Origin of the sequence: Agromyces sp. NBRC 114283 (assembly GCF_030268405.1) — a bacterium.
Lineage (GTDB): Bacteria > Actinomycetota > Actinomycetes > Actinomycetales > Microbacteriaceae > Agromyces > Agromyces mediolanus.
Map to the genome: position 1 here is coordinate 773793 of NZ_BSQP01000001.1, position 15179 is coordinate 788971.

General features: G+C 73.0%; 17 protein-coding genes. 5 read left to right on the forward strand and 12 right to left on the reverse strand.

The window, feature by feature from the left end:
* Nucleotides 1-107 precede the first annotated feature (107 nt).
* Nucleotides 108-1310, forward strand: a complete 1203-nt coding sequence (locus QSJ60_RS03750) for an MFS transporter (RefSeq protein ID WP_230768376.1) — start codon at nucleotides 108-110, stop codon at nucleotides 1308-1310.
* A 49-nt stretch (nucleotides 1311-1359) separates the two neighbouring features.
* Here QSJ60_RS03750 and QSJ60_RS03755 read toward each other — a convergent pair whose 3' ends face one another.
* Nucleotides 1360-1830 (reverse strand): DUF3817 domain-containing protein, encoded by a 471-nt coding sequence (locus QSJ60_RS03755; protein WP_189084345.1) that lies wholly within the window; start codon nucleotides 1828-1830, stop codon nucleotides 1360-1362.
* 125 nt (nucleotides 1831-1955) lie between these two features.
* Here QSJ60_RS03755 and QSJ60_RS03760 point away from each other — a divergent pair, with 125 nt between their 5' ends.
* Complete coding sequence (locus tag QSJ60_RS03760; protein ID WP_285462640.1) at nucleotides 1956-2489, forward strand: adenine phosphoribosyltransferase; 534 nt, start codon at nucleotides 1956-1958, stop codon at nucleotides 2487-2489.
* A gap of 25 nt (nucleotides 2490-2514) precedes the next feature.
* Here QSJ60_RS03760 and QSJ60_RS03765 read toward each other — a convergent pair whose 3' ends face one another.
* Entirely contained in the window at nucleotides 2515-3231 is a 717-nt protein-coding gene (locus tag QSJ60_RS03765) for a DUF1345 domain-containing protein (RefSeq protein ID WP_285462641.1), read from the reverse strand.
* Between the two features lie 187 nt (nucleotides 3232-3418).
* Between QSJ60_RS03765 and QSJ60_RS03770 the strand changes: the two genes are divergently transcribed.
* Complete coding sequence (locus tag QSJ60_RS03770; RefSeq protein WP_285462643.1) at nucleotides 3419-4153, forward strand: flavodoxin family protein; 735 nt, start codon at nucleotides 3419-3421, stop codon at nucleotides 4151-4153.
* 13 nt (nucleotides 4154-4166) lie between these two features.
* On the opposite strand, the gene QSJ60_RS03775 is transcribed toward QSJ60_RS03770, so the two are convergent.
* The 6 genes from QSJ60_RS03775 to QSJ60_RS03800 are packed head-to-tail and all read right to left on the reverse strand — an operon-like array spanning nucleotide 4167 to nucleotide 10820.
* Complete coding sequence (locus tag QSJ60_RS03775) at nucleotides 4167-5294, reverse strand: zinc-binding dehydrogenase (protein ID WP_285462645.1); 1128 nt, start codon at nucleotides 5292-5294, stop codon at nucleotides 4167-4169.
* Nucleotides 5291-6094, reverse strand: a complete 804-nt coding sequence (locus QSJ60_RS03780; RefSeq protein ID WP_285462646.1) for a phosphonatase-like hydrolase — start codon at nucleotides 6092-6094, stop codon at nucleotides 5291-5293. The genes QSJ60_RS03775 and QSJ60_RS03780 overlap by 4 nt, the downstream gene beginning before the upstream one ends.
* Nucleotides 6091-7332 (reverse strand): TIGR03364 family FAD-dependent oxidoreductase, encoded by a 1242-nt coding sequence (locus QSJ60_RS03785; RefSeq protein ID WP_285462647.1) that lies wholly within the window; start codon nucleotides 7330-7332, stop codon nucleotides 6091-6093. Before QSJ60_RS03785 ends, QSJ60_RS03780 begins: the two co-directional genes overlap by 4 nt.
* Nucleotides 7329-8996 (reverse strand): PhnE/PtxC family ABC transporter permease, encoded by a 1668-nt coding sequence (locus QSJ60_RS03790; protein ID WP_285462648.1) that lies wholly within the window; start codon nucleotides 8994-8996, stop codon nucleotides 7329-7331. Before QSJ60_RS03790 ends, QSJ60_RS03785 begins: the two co-directional genes overlap by 4 nt.
* Complete coding sequence (gene phnC / locus QSJ60_RS03795) at nucleotides 8993-9844, reverse strand: phosphonate ABC transporter ATP-binding protein (protein ID WP_230768392.1); 852 nt, start codon at nucleotides 9842-9844, stop codon at nucleotides 8993-8995. The genes QSJ60_RS03790 and phnC overlap by 4 nt, the downstream gene beginning before the upstream one ends.
* A gap of 52 nt (nucleotides 9845-9896) precedes the next feature.
* Nucleotides 9897-10820 carry a phosphate/phosphite/phosphonate ABC transporter substrate-binding protein gene (locus QSJ60_RS03800; protein ID WP_285462651.1) on the reverse strand — a complete coding sequence of 308 codons (924 nt, stop codon included), beginning with the start codon at nucleotides 10818-10820 and terminating at the stop codon, nucleotides 9897-9899.
* A 193-nt stretch (nucleotides 10821-11013) separates the two neighbouring features.
* On the opposite strand from QSJ60_RS03800, the gene QSJ60_RS03805 reads away from it, so the two are divergent.
* Complete coding sequence (locus tag QSJ60_RS03805; RefSeq protein WP_285465250.1) at nucleotides 11014-11757, forward strand: GntR family transcriptional regulator; 744 nt, start codon at nucleotides 11014-11016, stop codon at nucleotides 11755-11757.
* A gap of 18 nt (nucleotides 11758-11775) precedes the next feature.
* Here the strand turns inward: QSJ60_RS03805 and QSJ60_RS03810 are convergent, their stop codons facing one another.
* The 4 genes from QSJ60_RS03810 to purS all read right to left on the reverse strand — a co-directional run bounded on the left by QSJ60_RS03810 (nucleotide 11776) and on the right by purS (nucleotide 14434).
* Nucleotides 11776-12693, reverse strand: a complete 918-nt coding sequence (locus QSJ60_RS03810; protein WP_285462653.1) for an EamA family transporter — start codon at nucleotides 12691-12693, stop codon at nucleotides 11776-11778.
* A 291-nt stretch (nucleotides 12694-12984) separates the two neighbouring features.
* Entirely contained in the window at nucleotides 12985-13332 is a 348-nt protein-coding gene (locus tag QSJ60_RS03815; RefSeq protein ID WP_285462654.1) for a hypothetical protein, read from the reverse strand.
* A 118-nt stretch (nucleotides 13333-13450) separates the two neighbouring features.
* On the reverse strand, nucleotides 13451-14149 hold the full coding sequence (gene purQ / locus QSJ60_RS03820; RefSeq protein ID WP_230768406.1) for a phosphoribosylformylglycinamidine synthase subunit PurQ: 699 nt from the start codon (nucleotides 14147-14149) through the stop codon (nucleotides 13451-13453).
* 3 nt (nucleotides 14150-14152) lie between these two features.
* Nucleotides 14153-14434, reverse strand: a complete 282-nt coding sequence (gene purS / locus QSJ60_RS03825) for a phosphoribosylformylglycinamidine synthase subunit PurS (protein ID WP_189084357.1) — start codon at nucleotides 14432-14434, stop codon at nucleotides 14153-14155.
* Nucleotides 14435-14607: 173 nt separating this feature from the next.
* On the opposite strand from purS, the gene QSJ60_RS03830 reads away from it, so the two are divergent.
* Nucleotides 14608-15177 carry a PadR family transcriptional regulator gene (locus QSJ60_RS03830; RefSeq protein WP_285462656.1) on the forward strand — a complete coding sequence of 190 codons (570 nt, stop codon included), beginning with the start codon at nucleotides 14608-14610 and terminating at the stop codon, nucleotides 15175-15177.
* Nucleotides 15178-15179 lie beyond the last annotated feature (2 nt).

Below are 15179 nucleotides of genomic sequence, written 5' to 3' on the forward strand. Positions count from 1 at the left end.
CCCGGCGGCCCTGGGCGCGCACATCGGCGCGCAGTCCTCGTCGCGGCGCACGCGCGGAGCCCCGCCCCGGTGCCGACGAGCGACACGCTCCCTCTTGGGTATCCGCAATGACCACGTCCTCGTCGGCGCGCGCCACCCCGGCGCCGCCGTTCCCCTGGCTCGGGCTCCTCACCCTGGCCACCGCCGTCTTCCTGTCCATCACGATCGAGATGATCCCGACCGGGCTCCTGCCCGACATGAGCCGCGAGCTCGGGGTCGGCGAGCCCGCGATCGGCGTGCTCGTCACCGTGTTCGCCGGCACCGTCGTGATCGCCGCCGTGCCGCTCTCGGCGCTCACCCGTCGCGTCCCGCGCCGCACGCTCATCGTGATCACCCTCGGCATCCTCGCGCTGAGCTGCGTGCTCACCGCGCTCGCACCGAACTACCCGACCGTCGTCGCGACGCGCGTGCTCGGCGGCGCCGCGCACGCCGTGTTCTGGTCGGTCGTCGGCGCCTACGCCGGCCACCTCGTGCCGAAGGAGCAGCTCGCCCGAGCCGTCTCCATCAGCGTCGCCGGCGGCTCGCTCGCCTTCGTGCTCGGCGTGCCGCTCAGCACCGCGCTCGGCCAGGCGTTCGGCTGGCGCCTCGCCTTCGCAGTCGTGGGCGGCGCCGCGCTCGTCGGCGCGCTGCTCGTGCTGCGGTTCCTGCCGCCGGTGGCGCACCACGCCGCAGCCGCCGACGCGGAGCCGCTCAGCCTGCGCCGCGACCCCACCTTCGTGCCGGTGCTCGTCGTCTGCCTCATCACGATGGTGACGATGGTGGGGGCGTACACCTTCTACACCTTCGTGGCGCCGTTCATCACCGAGGTCATGGGCCTGCCGGCGAGCGCCATCAGCCCGATGCTGCTGGCCTACGGCATCGCCGGAGCGGTCGGCCTGCTGCTGGCCGGCACGGTGCTCGGGCGGCGACCGACCGTCGGCCTCGTCATCGCCCTCGTCGCGACCGGCATCGGCGTCGCTGGCCTCGCCGCCTTCGCCCAATCGCCCATCGTCGGGATCGCGTCGTTCCTGCTCTGGGGCACGGCCTTCGGGGCCCTGCCGCCGATGCTGAACACCCGGCTGCTGCACTCGGCGTCCGCGCGCATCCGCGACGCTGCGGCCTCGTTCTACACGACCGCGTTCAACCTCGGCATCGGCGGCGGCGCGCTGCTCGGCTCGGTGCTCTACGGCGCGATCGGGCTCGCGGGGCTGCCGTGGGTCTTCGTCGGGCTGCTCGTCTGCTCGACGGCCGCCCTCGTCTGGACGGCGCTCGTCAACCGGCTGCGCCGGTAGCGCGAGCAGCGCGGCTCGCGCAGGCCGGTGGAGGCCGCGTCCGCGCCGCTCAGCTCTGCCAGCCCCCGGGCGGGCCGAGCACGAGCAGGCCGCCGAAGATCGCGGCGATCGCGACGACCGCGACCGAGACGAGCAGCACCGGGCGGGCGAGGAACCAGCGCAGCACGCGGTTCCACCAAGCGCCGTCGGCCGGGTGCTCGGTGGCCTCGCGCCGCCACTCGCCCTCGAGGCGTCCGCTGCGCACGAGGTGCAGTTCGAAGGGGATCGTCGCGTACGGCACGATCGCGGTGAGCACGGCGAACGCGATGCGGCCGACGCTCCAGCGCTGGTTCACGCCGACGAGGATCGAGCTCGCCGCGTACGCGAGGAAGACGAAGCCGTGGATCGAGCCGCCGACGAGGACGGCCCATTCGACGCCGGCGGCGTACTTCAGGATCATGGCGACGATGAGGATCGTCCAGGTGACGGCCTCGGCGAAGGCGAGGCCGCGGAAGAGCCGCTTCGGGCTGAGCGTGGTCATATGCGGGGGGACTCCAGCGATCGGGATGCTTCCATCGTCGCCGATCCGGCGCGCCGAGGCATCCGTCGAAGGTTGGAAAGGCCGAGCCGTGCTGGCGGCCCCTCGCGGCGGGCTAGCCTGTCACGGTGAACGAGTCCGAAACCCGTGCCCTCGTCGAGTCGCGCCTTGCGCTCATCCGCGACTTCCCCGAGCCGGGCGTGCTGTTCCGCGACCTGACGCCCGTCTTCGCCGACGGGGAGGCGTTCCACGCGCTCGCCGAGGCGCTGACGGCGCCGTTCGCCGGGCGCTTCGACGTGCTCGCCGGGGTCGAGGCGCGGGGCTTCCTGCTCGCGGCGGCCGCCTCGGTGGCGGCGGGCGTCGGCGTGCTGCCCATCCGCAAGGCGGGCAAGCTGCCGCGGGCGGTGCTCCGCGAGGAGTACTCGCTCGAGTACGGCACGGCCGCGCTCGAGGTGCACGAGGGCGAGCTGCCGCCGGGCACGCGCGTGCTGATCGTCGACGACGTGCTCGCGACGGGCGGCACGGTCGCGGCCGCCGCGCGCCTCGTCGAGCGGGCCGGATGGCACGTGGCGGGCGTCTCCGTCGCGATCGAGCTCGCCGAGCTGCACGGCCGAGACGCACTGCCGGCCGGGCTCGAGGCCTACAGCCTGCTCAGCTACTGAGCGGCCGCGGCGCGGCGAGGGCGCGCTACTTCAGCAGGTCCGGGTCGATCTGGATGCCGGTGATCGTGTTGATCGCGAGCACGAGGATCAGCGCGTTGAAGAAGAAGCTGAGCGAGGTGTGCCAGATCACGGTCCAGCGCATCCGCGTCGTGGTGACCAGCACGTCGGACACCGAGAAGTTCGTCGCGTTCGTGAAGGCGAAGTAGACGAAGTCGATGAGCTCCGGCTCCGGTGTCTTCGGGAACTCGAGCGGTCGGATGCCGGTCGCCCGGTGGTACCGGGAGTAGTAGATCCGCGCCCAGCCCCAGTGGAACAGCCCCCAGGCCACGAGCATCGCCCAGACCGCGAAGAGCTCGATGAAGCCGCTCCACTCGGGGTCGTTGCGCAGCACGATGAGCTGGACCGCCGCCATGACGCCGACCGTGCTCGACGAGAAGGTGAGCAGGCTCGCGGCGATGCGCATCGCCGGGTGCGCGAGGAGCCGGCGGGTGCCGGCCCGACCCGTCATGCCCGGCAGCCGCACCGCGAGATTCAGCGCGACGATCGTGACCACGAGATAGAAGGTGCCGAGGAGGCACCAGCCGACGAGCTCCTCGATGTCGTCGCCGACGATGAAGGCGATCCCGAGCCAGACGAGCGGGATCTGGATCGCGAGCCCGAGCGCCTCCGCCACCATCGCCCACACGTCGGCGCGGTGCAGCTTCGCCGTGCTCGCCGACCGCTTCGCCGTGCTCGTCGACACCATGCGCTCCTTCCCGGGCGGGCGGCGGGTCGCCGCGGCATCCCGCCGTCTGCTCGTAGCCTGCCGCAGCGCGGGCGCGAGCGCCAGCATCCGCAGCCCGGATGCCTCTCGCCGAGCCATCGCCCGGGACCGCGCGCGTGCCGTCAACCCCCTCGCCGCGTCCCGCCCGCGGGCCTAGCCTCGCCGCATGAGCGAGCTCCCCGACTTCTCCGACCTGCGCGCGCTGTACGTGAACTGCACGCTGAAGCGCAGCCCCGAGCGCAGCAACACACAAGGGCTCATGGACGCGAGCATCGCGCTCATGCGCGAGCACGGCGTGCACGTCGACGTCCTGCGCTTCGTCGACCTGGATGTCGCGACGGGCGTGTACCCGGACATGCGGGAGCACGGTTGGGCGACGGACGCCTGGCCCGAGGAGGTGTGGCCGCTCGTCCAGGCGGCCGATGTCCTCGTGATCGGCGGGCCCATCTGGCTCGGCGACAACTCCTCGGTCACGAAGCGGCTGATCGAGCGGCTGTACGCCATGAGCGGCGAGCGGAACCAGCGCGGCCAGTACGTGTACTACGGCAAGGTCGGCGGGGCCATCATCACCGGCAACGAGGACGGCATCAAGCACTGCGCCATGGACGTGCTGTTCAGTCTGCAGCACGTCGGCTTCGCCATCCCGCCCGGCGCCGACGCCGGCTGGGTCGGCGAAGCGGGTCCCGGGCCGAGCTATCTCGACCCGGGATCGGGCGGACCCGAGAACGACTTCACCAACCGGAACACGACGTTCCTCACGTACAACCTGCTCCACCTCGCACGCCTGCTGAAGGACGCGGGCGGCTTCCCGCTCGGCGGCAACTCGATCGCCGAGTGGGAGGAGGGGCGGCACTCCGGCTTCGAGCCGAACCCGTACGGCGCGAACCCCGAGTACCGCTGAGCCGCGCGTCCGATCAGCGGGCGTGCGGGTCCACGGCGACGCGCACGTGCGTGCCGGCCGCAGCGGCGACGAGCGCCTCGTCGAGCGCGTCGAGCGGGAAGCTCGCGCCGACCAGCCGTTCGGCGGCGAACGGTCCGGGCGTGGCCGCGAGGAAGTCGATCGCCCCCTGCAGGTGGGCGGGCGCGTAGTTGTGCACCCCGCGGACGGTGAGGAGGCGCCGCACCATCCGCTCGGGGTCGAGCTCCACGGATGGCCCGGGCGAGACGCTGCCGACGAGCACGACCGTGCCGCCCACCTCGCTCGTCTCGAGCAGTGCGCGCACCGAGCCGGCGGCGCCCGATGCCTCGACGGAGAGCACCGGCGCCGAACGGCCGTGCGCGGCGAGCTGTCCGGCGAGCGCGCCGTCGCTCGGATCGAGCACCGTGCGTGCGCCGAAGCGCCGCGCGGTATCGCGGCGCACGTCGTCGGGGTCGACGACCGTGACGGTCGCGCCCGCCGCGCTCGCGATCGCGGTGACCGCGAGGCCGATCATGCCGGCGCCGGCCACGAGCACCTCCGCGCCGTCGAGCGGGGCGCCGCCACCGGCATCCAACGCGGCGACCGCTGTCGCGGTCGAGCAGGAGGCGGGCGCCGCGAGCTCGGCGGGCATCGTCTCGGGCACCCGCACGATGCCCGTGCCGCGGAGCAGATGCACGTGCGTCGCGAAGCCCCCCGAGAGCTCCCAGCCGCGCTCGAGGCGCTCGTGCCCGTACTTGCGCAGCTCGTGGCACTTCTGCGGGAGCCCGCGCAGGCAGCGCTCGCACGCCCCGCAGCTCGCCGTGACGGTCCACACCACCCGGTCGCCGAGCGCGAGCACCGCGCCGTCGACGGAGGAGGCCCCGCCCGGGCCGAGGGCGACGATGCGGCCGACCTGCTCGTGACCGAGCACACCGGGGGCGGGTTGCCGGCGGTGGCCGAGCACCGTGTGCACGTCGGAGCCGCACACCGTCGCCAGCTCGATCTCGACGAGCGCCTCGCCGGGGCGCAGCTCGACGCCGGGCACCGCGATCGACTCGTGGGCGCGGCCGGGCTCGTGCCACACCATCGCCGCCGGCGACGGGGTCACGAGCACCGCGCCGGCCGAGCTGCGCGCGGGGCTCACGCCGACGTACCCGGGGCGGTGTCGAGGCGCTCCGCGTCGAGCCCGAGCAGCGCGGGCAGCTCGGCGACGGAGGCGAGCACCTCGTCGGCGCCGGACTCCTCGAGCGCGTCGCGGTCGTGCGCGCCGGTCAGGACGCCGACGACGAGCCCGGCACCCGCGTTCACCCCCGAGAGCATGTCGCTGCGGGTGTCGCCGACGACGGCCATCGCGTCCACCGAGCTCGTGCCGGTGCGCAGCAGCGCGGTGAGCGGCAGGTCGGGGTGCGGGCGCCCGCGGCCGGCGTCGGCGGGGGCGAGCACGAGGTCGGCGAGCTCGGTCCAGCCGAGCGCGGCGAGCAGCGCGTCGCGCGTCGCGGGGGAGAAGCCGGTGGTGAGGACGACGGATGCCCCGGCCGCGCGCAGCGCGCGGACCGCAGCCTCGGCCCCGGGGATCGCCTCGACGCCCACCTCGTCGATGAGCTCTGCGTAGGCGCGTTCGAACTCCTCGTTGGCGCGCTGCGCGACCGCCTCGTCGCCGGTGAGAACTCGGAACACCTCGATCTTCGACTGCCCCATCGTGTCGCGCACGTACTGCAGCGCGGCCTCCCGCTGCTCGCCCTCCGGGGCGAAGCCCGCGCGCTCGGCCGCGAGGGCGAAGGCGCGCTCGACGAGGCCGTCGTCGCGGACCGTCGTGCCGGCGAGGTCGAGGACGACGAGCTCGATCTCCTGGGAGTCCGCGAGCTCGGCGAGGTCCTCGTCCTCGCGGTCCTCGGGGGAGGCGAGCTCGGGCTCGGCGAGTCCGGTGGCGGGGTCGATGGTCATCTCGTGCCTTCCTGCTGGTGCCGCGTGCGCGGCGTCTGGGTCTGGGGCCGCACCCGCGGCCCGGGTGCGGCGTCGGCGAAGCCGGCGACGACGTGCTCGGCGAGACCGAGGCCGGTCGTCATGCCGATGCCGGTCGTCGCGGCGGCGAGGTGCACGCCGGGGCGGGCCTCGAGGTCGAGGAACTCGTCGCGGGCGCTCGCGTACACGCCCTGCCAGCGCTCGAGCACCCGGGGCGCCGCGCCGAACAGCGTCTCGAACTCCTCGAGCAGCGCCTCGGCGGCGGCCTCCGGCTGGAACGGCGTCACGGCCGCGCCCCGGTAGTGCGTGTCGCCCACGATGAGGCTGCCGTCCGGCAGCTGCGTGTACATCTGGTTGAGGTCGAGCGCGGCCAGGTCGGGCCGTTCGCCGTGCAGCCGCTCGCGGAGGGCGGTGACCGCGGGCGTCGCCGCGAAACCCGAGTAGCGCAGCAGCGACCAGCCGGTGAGCAGCGGCGCGTCGAGCGGGCGGGCGAGCTCGGCCGAGACGCGCAGCATGTCGAGGCCGCAGCGGACGATGCCGAGCTCCTCGGCGACCTCGGGGAAGAGCTGGTCGACGTCGTGGTTCGTCGCGACGACGATCCGCTCCGCCGCCACCTCGCCGCGACTCGTCACGACCCGGCCTGGTTCGACGGCGCCCACGGCGGTGCGGAAGCGGAACGCGACGCCCCGCTCTCGCAGGTGCGCCGTGATCGCGGTGAGCGCCTGGCGCGGGTTCGCCTGCAGATCGAGGGGCAGCAGCGCGCCGCCGAGCGCGGAGCCCGCGGGGATCGGCAGCCGGGCGGCGATCGCGGCGGCGTCGAGCAGCTCGACCTCGGCGCGCCCGCGCGGCAGTTCGGGGGCGTCGCCCGCACCGGCCCTGGCGGCAGCGAGCTCCTCGAGCACGGCGAGCTCGTCGGCGGCGCGCGCGACGACGAGGGTGCCCGACTCGCGCAGCCACACCCCGGCGTCGCGGGCGAGCCGCAGCCAGAGCTCGCGCGCGGCCAGGCCGTGGCGGCGGGCGACGCCGGTCTGCGGGGTCACGCAGAGATGGCCGAAGTTGCGGACCGAGGCGCCGTTCGCCTCGGCCCCGCGCTCGATGACGAGCACCCGGAGGCCCCGGCGAAGGCCCGCGTACGCCGCACCGAGCCCGATGACGCCGCCGCCGACGACGACGAGGTCGTATCGCCCGGCGTTCGGCCCGGTGCGGAGCCCCGCGCTCAACGGAACACCCGCCGCATCCACATCGCGAGGCCCTCGACGGCGAGCACCGTCACGAGGATCATCAGCACGATCGCGGTCACGACCCCGTAGTTCGAGCCCTGGCCGGCGTTCAGCAGGTAGTAGCCGATGCCGCCGCCGCCGACGATGCCGAGGATCGTCGCCGCCCGGATGTTGGTGTCGAGGAGGTAGAAGCTGTGCCCGATGATCGCGGGCGCGCCCTGCGGCAGCGTCGCGGCGGCGTAGCGCTGGAAGCGGCTCGCCCCGGTCGCGGTGATGGCCCGTTCGGGCCCGCCCTTCACCTCCTCGAGCGAGTCGGCGATGAGCTTGCCGGCGAGCCCGATGCCGCCGAAGGCGAGCGCGAGGGTGCCGGCCTGGGCACCGAGTCCGGTGATGACGATGAGCACGATCGCGAGGATCACCTCGGGCACCCCGCGGATGCCGACGAGGAGGAAGCGCGCGCCCGCCCGGGTGCCGGGGTTCGGCGCGACGTTCCGAGCGGCGAAGGAGCCGATCACGATCGAGGCGAGCAGCGTCAGCACGGCCGCCGCGAGCGCGATGGCGATCGTCTCGAGCATCGCGCCCGACATCCGCGTCCAGTCGTAGGCGCCGAAGCTCGGCGGCCAGAACTGGGCCGCGACCGGTGGGATCTTGGCCCACACCGTGACCAGGTCGCCCCACTGGATGTTGCAGACCGCGACCGCACCGATGAGGAGCGCCGCGGTCACCCAGCCCCAGACCGTCGTGCGCACGCGCGAGCCCGTCCAGGGGCGGCGGGCCGCAGCCTCGACCGTGGTCGCCGCGAGCGGGCCGCCGCTCGTCCGGCCGCCGTGCAGCATGGCGCGCCGCACCGCGCTCGAGATGAGCTCCATCAGCACGCAGAGCGCGAACATGACGATCGCGACCCCGAGTCCGAGGGAGTAGTTCAGCGATTTGAAGGCGTGCGACATCTCGAGACCGAGGCCGGCGACGCCGACGTAGCCGAGCACGACCGATCCGCGCAGGTTGATGTCGTTGCGGTGCAGCACGGTCGCCACCCAACTCGGCAGCACCTGCGGCAGGATGCCGCTCGTGAACTCCTGCAGCCTCGAGCCGCCGGCGGCGCGGACGGCCCGGCGCGGGCCCTCGTCGATCTGCTCGATGGCGTCGGCGAAGAGCTTCGAGATCATCCCGATCGAGTGGATGCCGATCGCGAGGATGCCCGGCAGCGAGCCGAGCGAGAACAGCAGCACGAACACCATCGCGAGCACGACGTCGGGCAGCGCGCGGGTGAAGACCGTGATGAAGCGGGCGGCGGCGCGCCACCCAGGCCCCGGCGTCGTGTTCGACGCGGCGAGGTAGGCGATCGGCACCGAGCAGATCGCCGCGAACAGGGTGCCCGTCACGACGATGCCGAGCGTGAGCGCGGTGAGCTGGACGAGCTCGAGCGGCTCGGGGAAGCTGATCGAGCCGACCCGGGTGAAGAAGCGCTCGGCGTTGGACCAGCTCTCGAGCATCGAAGGCAGCGAGATGCCGAGCGAGTTCAGGGCGAAGAGCGAGGCCACGACGAGGGCGGCGAGGGTGAAGCCGGCGGCGATCCGCTCCGGCGAGAGGCGGTGCTTCGGGGCGCGCTCGGCGACGGAGGCGGTGGTCGCGGCGGCGCGGGGGGCGGGCGCGAGCGCGGTCATCGGGCTGCTCCCTCGGCGAGCGGCTCCGCGCGCTCCGGGGATGCCTCGGAAGAGGCATCCGCGAGCTCCGTCTCGATCGCCTCGAGCTCGGCCGTGGCCGTCGCGACCCGGCCGTAGATCTCCATGACCTCGGCCTTGCCGAGGCCCTCGGTGGGGGTGTCGAGCACGAGGCGGCCGCCGCGGAGGCCCACGATGCGGTCGCCCCAGGCGAGCGCGAGGTCGACCTGGTGCAGGCTGCACACGACGGTGAGCCCCGCGTCCATCGCGATCTCGCGGATGAGGGCCATGACCTGCTCGCTCGACTCGGGGTCGAGGGAGGCGACGGGCTCGTCCGCGAGGAGGATCTCGGGCTCCTGCATGAGCGCGCGGGCGATGGCCACGCGCTGCTGCTGCCCGCCGGAGAGGGTGTCGGCGCGCTGGTAGGCGCGGTCGAGGAGGCCGACCCGGTCGAGGTGGCCGAGCGCCGCGAGCTTCAGGCGGCGCGGGTAGCTCCACAGGCCGAGGCGCGGGCCGCGGAGCCGGGCGAGGGAGCCGGTGAGCACGTTCTCCAGCACCGTGAGCGAGGGGACGAGCTCGAACTGCTGGAACACGAAGCCCACCCGGCCGCGCAGGGCGCGGAGGCGCCGGCCGCGCAGGCGCGGCACCTCCTCGCCCAGCACGCGCACCGAACCGGAGGTCGGCGTCTCGAGCCCGTCGAGGTGACGGAGCAGCGTCGACTTGCCCGAGCCCGAGAGCCCGAGGAGCACGACGATCTCGCCGCGGTCGATCGTGAGCTCGACGCCCTGGAGGGCGAGCGTGCGGTCGAATCGCTTGTCGAGGTCGCGCACCTCGATGACGGGGCTGGGCATGTCGGCTCGTTCCGGTTCGGTGGCGTGCATTCGGGTGGTCAGGCCGCGGGGATCAGCCCTGGCACTGCTCCGCGTCGGTCTTCTTGCAGATGTCGCGGATGGTGTCGTAGTACGCGTCGTCGACGGGCTTGGTCTCGAAGAAGACCGAGCGGAAGCCGTCGGAGTCGGCGCTCGTCACGCCCGAGGCGATGATGTCGTCGATGGTCACCTCGCCGAGCAGCTCGGTGATCTGCGTCTTCAGCTCGGCCGGGAGCGAGTTCGAGACGACGATCGGGGCGCCGGGGACCATGGTCTCCGCGACGACCTTGACCTGGTCGCTCTTCGCGACCTCGCTGTCCTCGGCGAAGCCCGCCTCGCACTCGACGCCCTCGCCGACCTTGGTGACGCTGACGTCGTGCTTGCCGGCGAACACCGGGGTGAGGTCTTGCTCGGGGTCGATGCCGGCCTCGAGGAGGTTGTACGTCGGGAAGAGGTAACCCGAGGTCGACGACGGGTCGACGAAGCAGACCTTCTTGCCGGCGAAGCCCGCGAGGTCGGTGATGTCGCTGCCCGCGGGGACGATCGCCTGCGAGTAGTAGCCGGGCTCCTGGCCCTCGGCCGTCACGATCGAGGAGATCGGGGTGATCTCGGCGCCGTTGTTCGTCGCGGTCACGTAGGTGAAGCCGGAGAAGGAGGCGACGTCGATCTTGCCGGCGACGGCGGCCTCGATGAGTGCCGCGTAGTCGGTCGACTCGTGGTACTCGACGGTCTTGCCGGTCTCCTGGGCGAGGTAGTCCATGAGCGGCTGGTAGTTGGTCTCGGTGTCGACCGAGTCGGGCACGACGCCGAACACGAGGGTGTTCGCGTCGACGGCGAAGCCGGCGGCGTCGTCGCCGGACTCGCCCGCGGAGGCCGTGCCCGAACAGGCCGAGAGGCCGATGGCGAGGGCGGCGGCGCCGAGGAGCGCGAACGCGGAGGTCGTGGTGCGGGTGATCATGGCGGCCTTTCAGGCAGGGGTGCGGATGCTGGCGACGGCAACGCTGCCAGACCCGCAGCAAGGTGTATACCGATCTCGCCGCGCATTCACGAGGTGTTCACTCTTCTGCCGCCGAAGGTGAACACTCGGTGTCCGGAACACCGCCGCCGTTTCGGAGGGCCGCGTCGCGAACTAGTATTCCTACGTGACGTCCATGGTGTACAAGGAGATCGCCGAGGAGCTGCGGCAGCGCATCGCGAGCGGGCAGCTCTCGCCCGGCGACGAGGTGCCGACCGAGGCCGAGCTCGCCGAGCGGTGGAGCACCTCGCGCGGACCCATCCGCAACGCCCTCGCCGAACTTCGGCAGGAGGGGCTCATCGAGACGAGCCGCGGTCGGCCGGCGCGGGTCATCGAGCGCAAGGCGCATCAGGCGGTCGACGTCTCGATCCCGTTCACGCGCTGGGCGCGAGAGCTCGGCGCGGAGCCCGGTGCGGTCACCCAGGAGGTCTCGCTCCGCCGCGCCGACGAAGAGCAGGCGTTCCTGCTCGGCGTGGAACCGGGCGAGCTCGTCGTGCACGTGCTCCGGCTGCGCCGGCTTGACGGTCGACCGGCCATGCTCGAGCGGCTCAGCTACATCGAGCCCGCCGGGCGCATCCTGTTCGGCATCGACCTCGACGCCGTGTCGATCACGGAGGTGCTCGCCGAGCATGGCTTCGGCTCGAGCGACGTCGACCACGAGATCGACGCCGTCGCCGCCGACGAGCTCGACGCGGCGCTGCTCGAGCTGCCGCTCGGCTCGCCGGTGCTGCGGCTGCGGCGCATCTCCCGGGATGCCGAGGGGCGGGTGTTCGAGGCATCCGACGACCGCTACCGTAGCGACCTCGTGCGCTTCACCGTGGCGGCCTCCGGGCGCGCACCGCGGGGCGAGCACTACCTGCGGCCGATCGCCGGCTCCTGATCGGAACGGCGGCGGGCTTCACATCGCGAGCAGGGCGATGCCGCCGACGACGAGCGCCGAGGCCGCGAGCCGCCAGCCCGGCCGGCTCTCCCGCAGCACGATCGCGCCGAACAGGCTCACGAGTACCACGCTGACCTCGCGCATCGGGGCGACGAGCGCGACGGGCGCCATCGTGACGGCGACGAGCACGAGGATGTACGAGAGCGGGGAGAGCGCGCCGAACAGCAGGATGCGCGGCCAGTGCCGACGCGCGACGGGCAGCAGCTCGCGCCGCCGGCGGCCGAGCATCGCCGCGTAGAGCACGATCTCGCCGAGCGTGCAGCCCACCATGTACGCGACGGGCGGGATGGCCCACTCGCGCACCGCGTGCGCGTCCCAGACCGTGTAGATCGCGATGGCGACTCCGGTTGCGAGGCCCCAGGCGATGCCCGGGTCGACGCGGAGGCGGCCGCGAGGTCTGGGTGCAACGGCTCCCGCGCGTGCCGCAGCGAGGTGCGGCGAGGCGGCGCCGTGCCCGCGGTCGAGCAGCCCGATGGCCACGATGCCGGCGAGGATCACCGCGATGCCACCGAACGCGGCGGGCGAGGGACGTTCGCCGAGCACGGTCACCGCGACGATCACGGTCAGCGTCGGTCCGGTGCCGCGGGCGGTCGCGTACACGGTCGACAGTCGCCCGCCCGCGTAGCCGCGCTGCAGCACGAGCATGTAGCCGCAGTGCAGCAGCGCCGAGACGGCGACGCCGAGGGCGAACTCCTCGGGTCGCGCTCGACCGAGCCCGCCGGTCGCGGGCACGAGGGGGAGCCAGACGAGGGAGGCGGCGACCGCGCCCCACCAGAGGAAGGGGATGCCGATGCGGCTCACGCCGTGGGCGAGGATGTTCCACGCCGCGTGGCAGACGGCGGCGGCGAGGACGAGGGCGAGCGCGGTGGGCGACATGGGGACCTTCTGCCCGTCGCGGGGCGCGACGAACCGGTCCTCCGGGCTTTTGTCCTGTCAGATGACGGTCGTCGCTGGCGGCGGCCGTGGCGCCGCTCGGACCAGGCGGGCGGACCTCGCGGTCGGCCCCGGAACCCTAGGCGCTATCGCCCTCGACGCTAGCAGCGGGCAGTCGCCGCGCGGGGGCGAAGCGGCGGCGCATGTCGACGGTTCATCTGGAATTCGTCTCGGCGGGCCGCTCCGACGGGGCGCGCGGGTGAACGGACGGTGCTCAGCCGAATGCCGGGCCGCTCAGTCGACCCCGAAGGTGCGCTGCACGAGCATCTGCACGTCGCGGTCGATCCCGTCGATGCGGTGCCCGACCGCGTCGAAGCGGGCGTCGACGGCCTCGAAGCGGGCCCGCATCTCTTCGCGCACACCGCTGAGTTCGGCGCGGAGCGTGCCGATCTCGCCGTGGAGTTCGCTGCGGAGGCTGTTGATCTCGCCGCCGAGTTCGCTGCGCACGCCGCCGATCTCGCTGCGGAGTCCGCCGATCTCGGCGCGCAGCACGCGGACGAACCCGACCGACACGATCGTGAGCATGCCGAACATGAGGGTGGTGAACACCCCCAGCATGGTCCACACCTGCGCCTCGGTCATCTGCACCCCTTCATCGTCGCCGTTCCAGGGCCACGCTTCCAGGGCCGGGCGCGCTGAAGTGGCGCGATCGCTACTCGGTGGAGCAGCGGGCGTGGGGTGCGGCTGGGGAGGAGGGGCGTCAGGCCGCGGCGAGGGTGCGCTGGATGACGCTCGTGAAGAAGCGCAACCCGTCGACGCCGGAGCGCATCGCGGCGGCGGTGTCGGGGCCGAAGCCGGGCTCGACCGCGTGCTCGGGGTGCGGCATGAGGCCGACCACGTTGCCGCGCGCGTTCGTGATGCCGGCGATGTCGCGGAGCGAGCCGTTCGGGTTCACGTCGACGTAGCGGAACGCCACGCGCCCCTCGCCCTCGAGTCGGTCGAGCGTCTCGTCGTCGGCGATGAAGCCGCCCTCGCCGTTCTTCAGCGGGATGATGATCTGCTCGCCGGCCTCGAACTCGGCGGTCCAGTCGGTCGAGGCGTTCTCGACCCGGAGCACCTGGTCGCGGCAGATGAAGGAGCCGTGGTCGTTGCGGATCAGGCCGCCCTCGAGCAGGTGCGCCTCGGCCAGCATCTGGAAGCCGTTGCAGATGCCGAGCACGGGCATGCCGCGGTTCGCGGCATCCACGACCTCCGTCATGATCGGCGAGAGCGAGGCGATCGCGCCGCAGCGCAGGTAGTCGCCGTAGCTGAAGCCGCCGGGCAGGATGAGGGCGTCGACGCCCTCGAGGTCGTGCGAGCCGTGCCAGAGCGCGACGGGCTCGGCCCCCGCGAGCCGGACCGCGCGCTGCGCGTCGCGGTCGTCGAGCGAGCCGGGGAAGGTGATGACGCCGACGCGCATGGCTCAGGCCTCGGCGGTCTCGTCGGCACCGAGCTCGGCGTCGCCGAAGTCGATGGCCACGACGTCCTCGATGACCGAGTTCGAGAGGATCTCCTCGGCGATGGTGCGGATCTCGGCGCGCACCGCTTCGTCGACCGGTCCGTCGACCGTGATCTCGAATCGCTTGCCCTGGCGGACTCCGGTGACGAGCGAGTGACCCGTGCGGTTCAGGGCGCCGGCGACGGCCTTCCCCTGCGGGTCGAGCAGCTCGGGCTTCGGCATCACGTCGACGACGATGGTGGGCACCTGGGACTCCGTCCGGTGTCGAGGGTGGGGATGCCTCGATTCTAGCCGGTGCCGCGGCGCGCTCGCGCCCGCGGCGGACCGGCTTGCGGAGCATCCATTCCGAGCGTACTATTCCGGGCGGAATAGCTTGCAGGATCGCGCTCGCGCCGCGCGGACGAAGACGGGAGGACCGGATGCCGCAGCTCACGCCGCTCGGGGTGACGGCCCTCGCCGTGCTCGCGGAGGGTGACATGCATCCCTACGAGATGTACCAGCTGATGCTGACCCGGAAAGAGGACCGCGTCGTGCGGCTCTCGCCCGGATCGCTTTACCGGGCCGTCGAGCGCTTCGCCGCCGACGGGCTCATCGCCGAGGTCGGCGTCGAACGCGAGGGCAACCGGCCCGAGCGCACGGTGTACTCGATCACGCCCGCCGGGCGCGCGGCGCTCCGCGAGTCGATCGCCGAGATGCTCGGCCGCCACGTGAACGAGTTCCCCGAGTTCCCGGTCGCGATCGGCGAGGCGCACAATCTGCCCGCCTGCGAGGTGATCCGGCTGCTCGGCGAGCGGGTGACCAGCATCCGCGAGACCATCGGCTTCATCGACGCCTCCCTCGAAGGCATCGCCGCGCGCGGCGTCGCGACCGCGCACGTGCTGAACGTGCACTACACGCGGGCCATGCTCGCCGCTGAGGCGGGCTGGCTCGACTCCACGATCTCCGAGCTCCGGACGGGCGCACTCGCCTGGCCCGGGCCATCCAACTGACT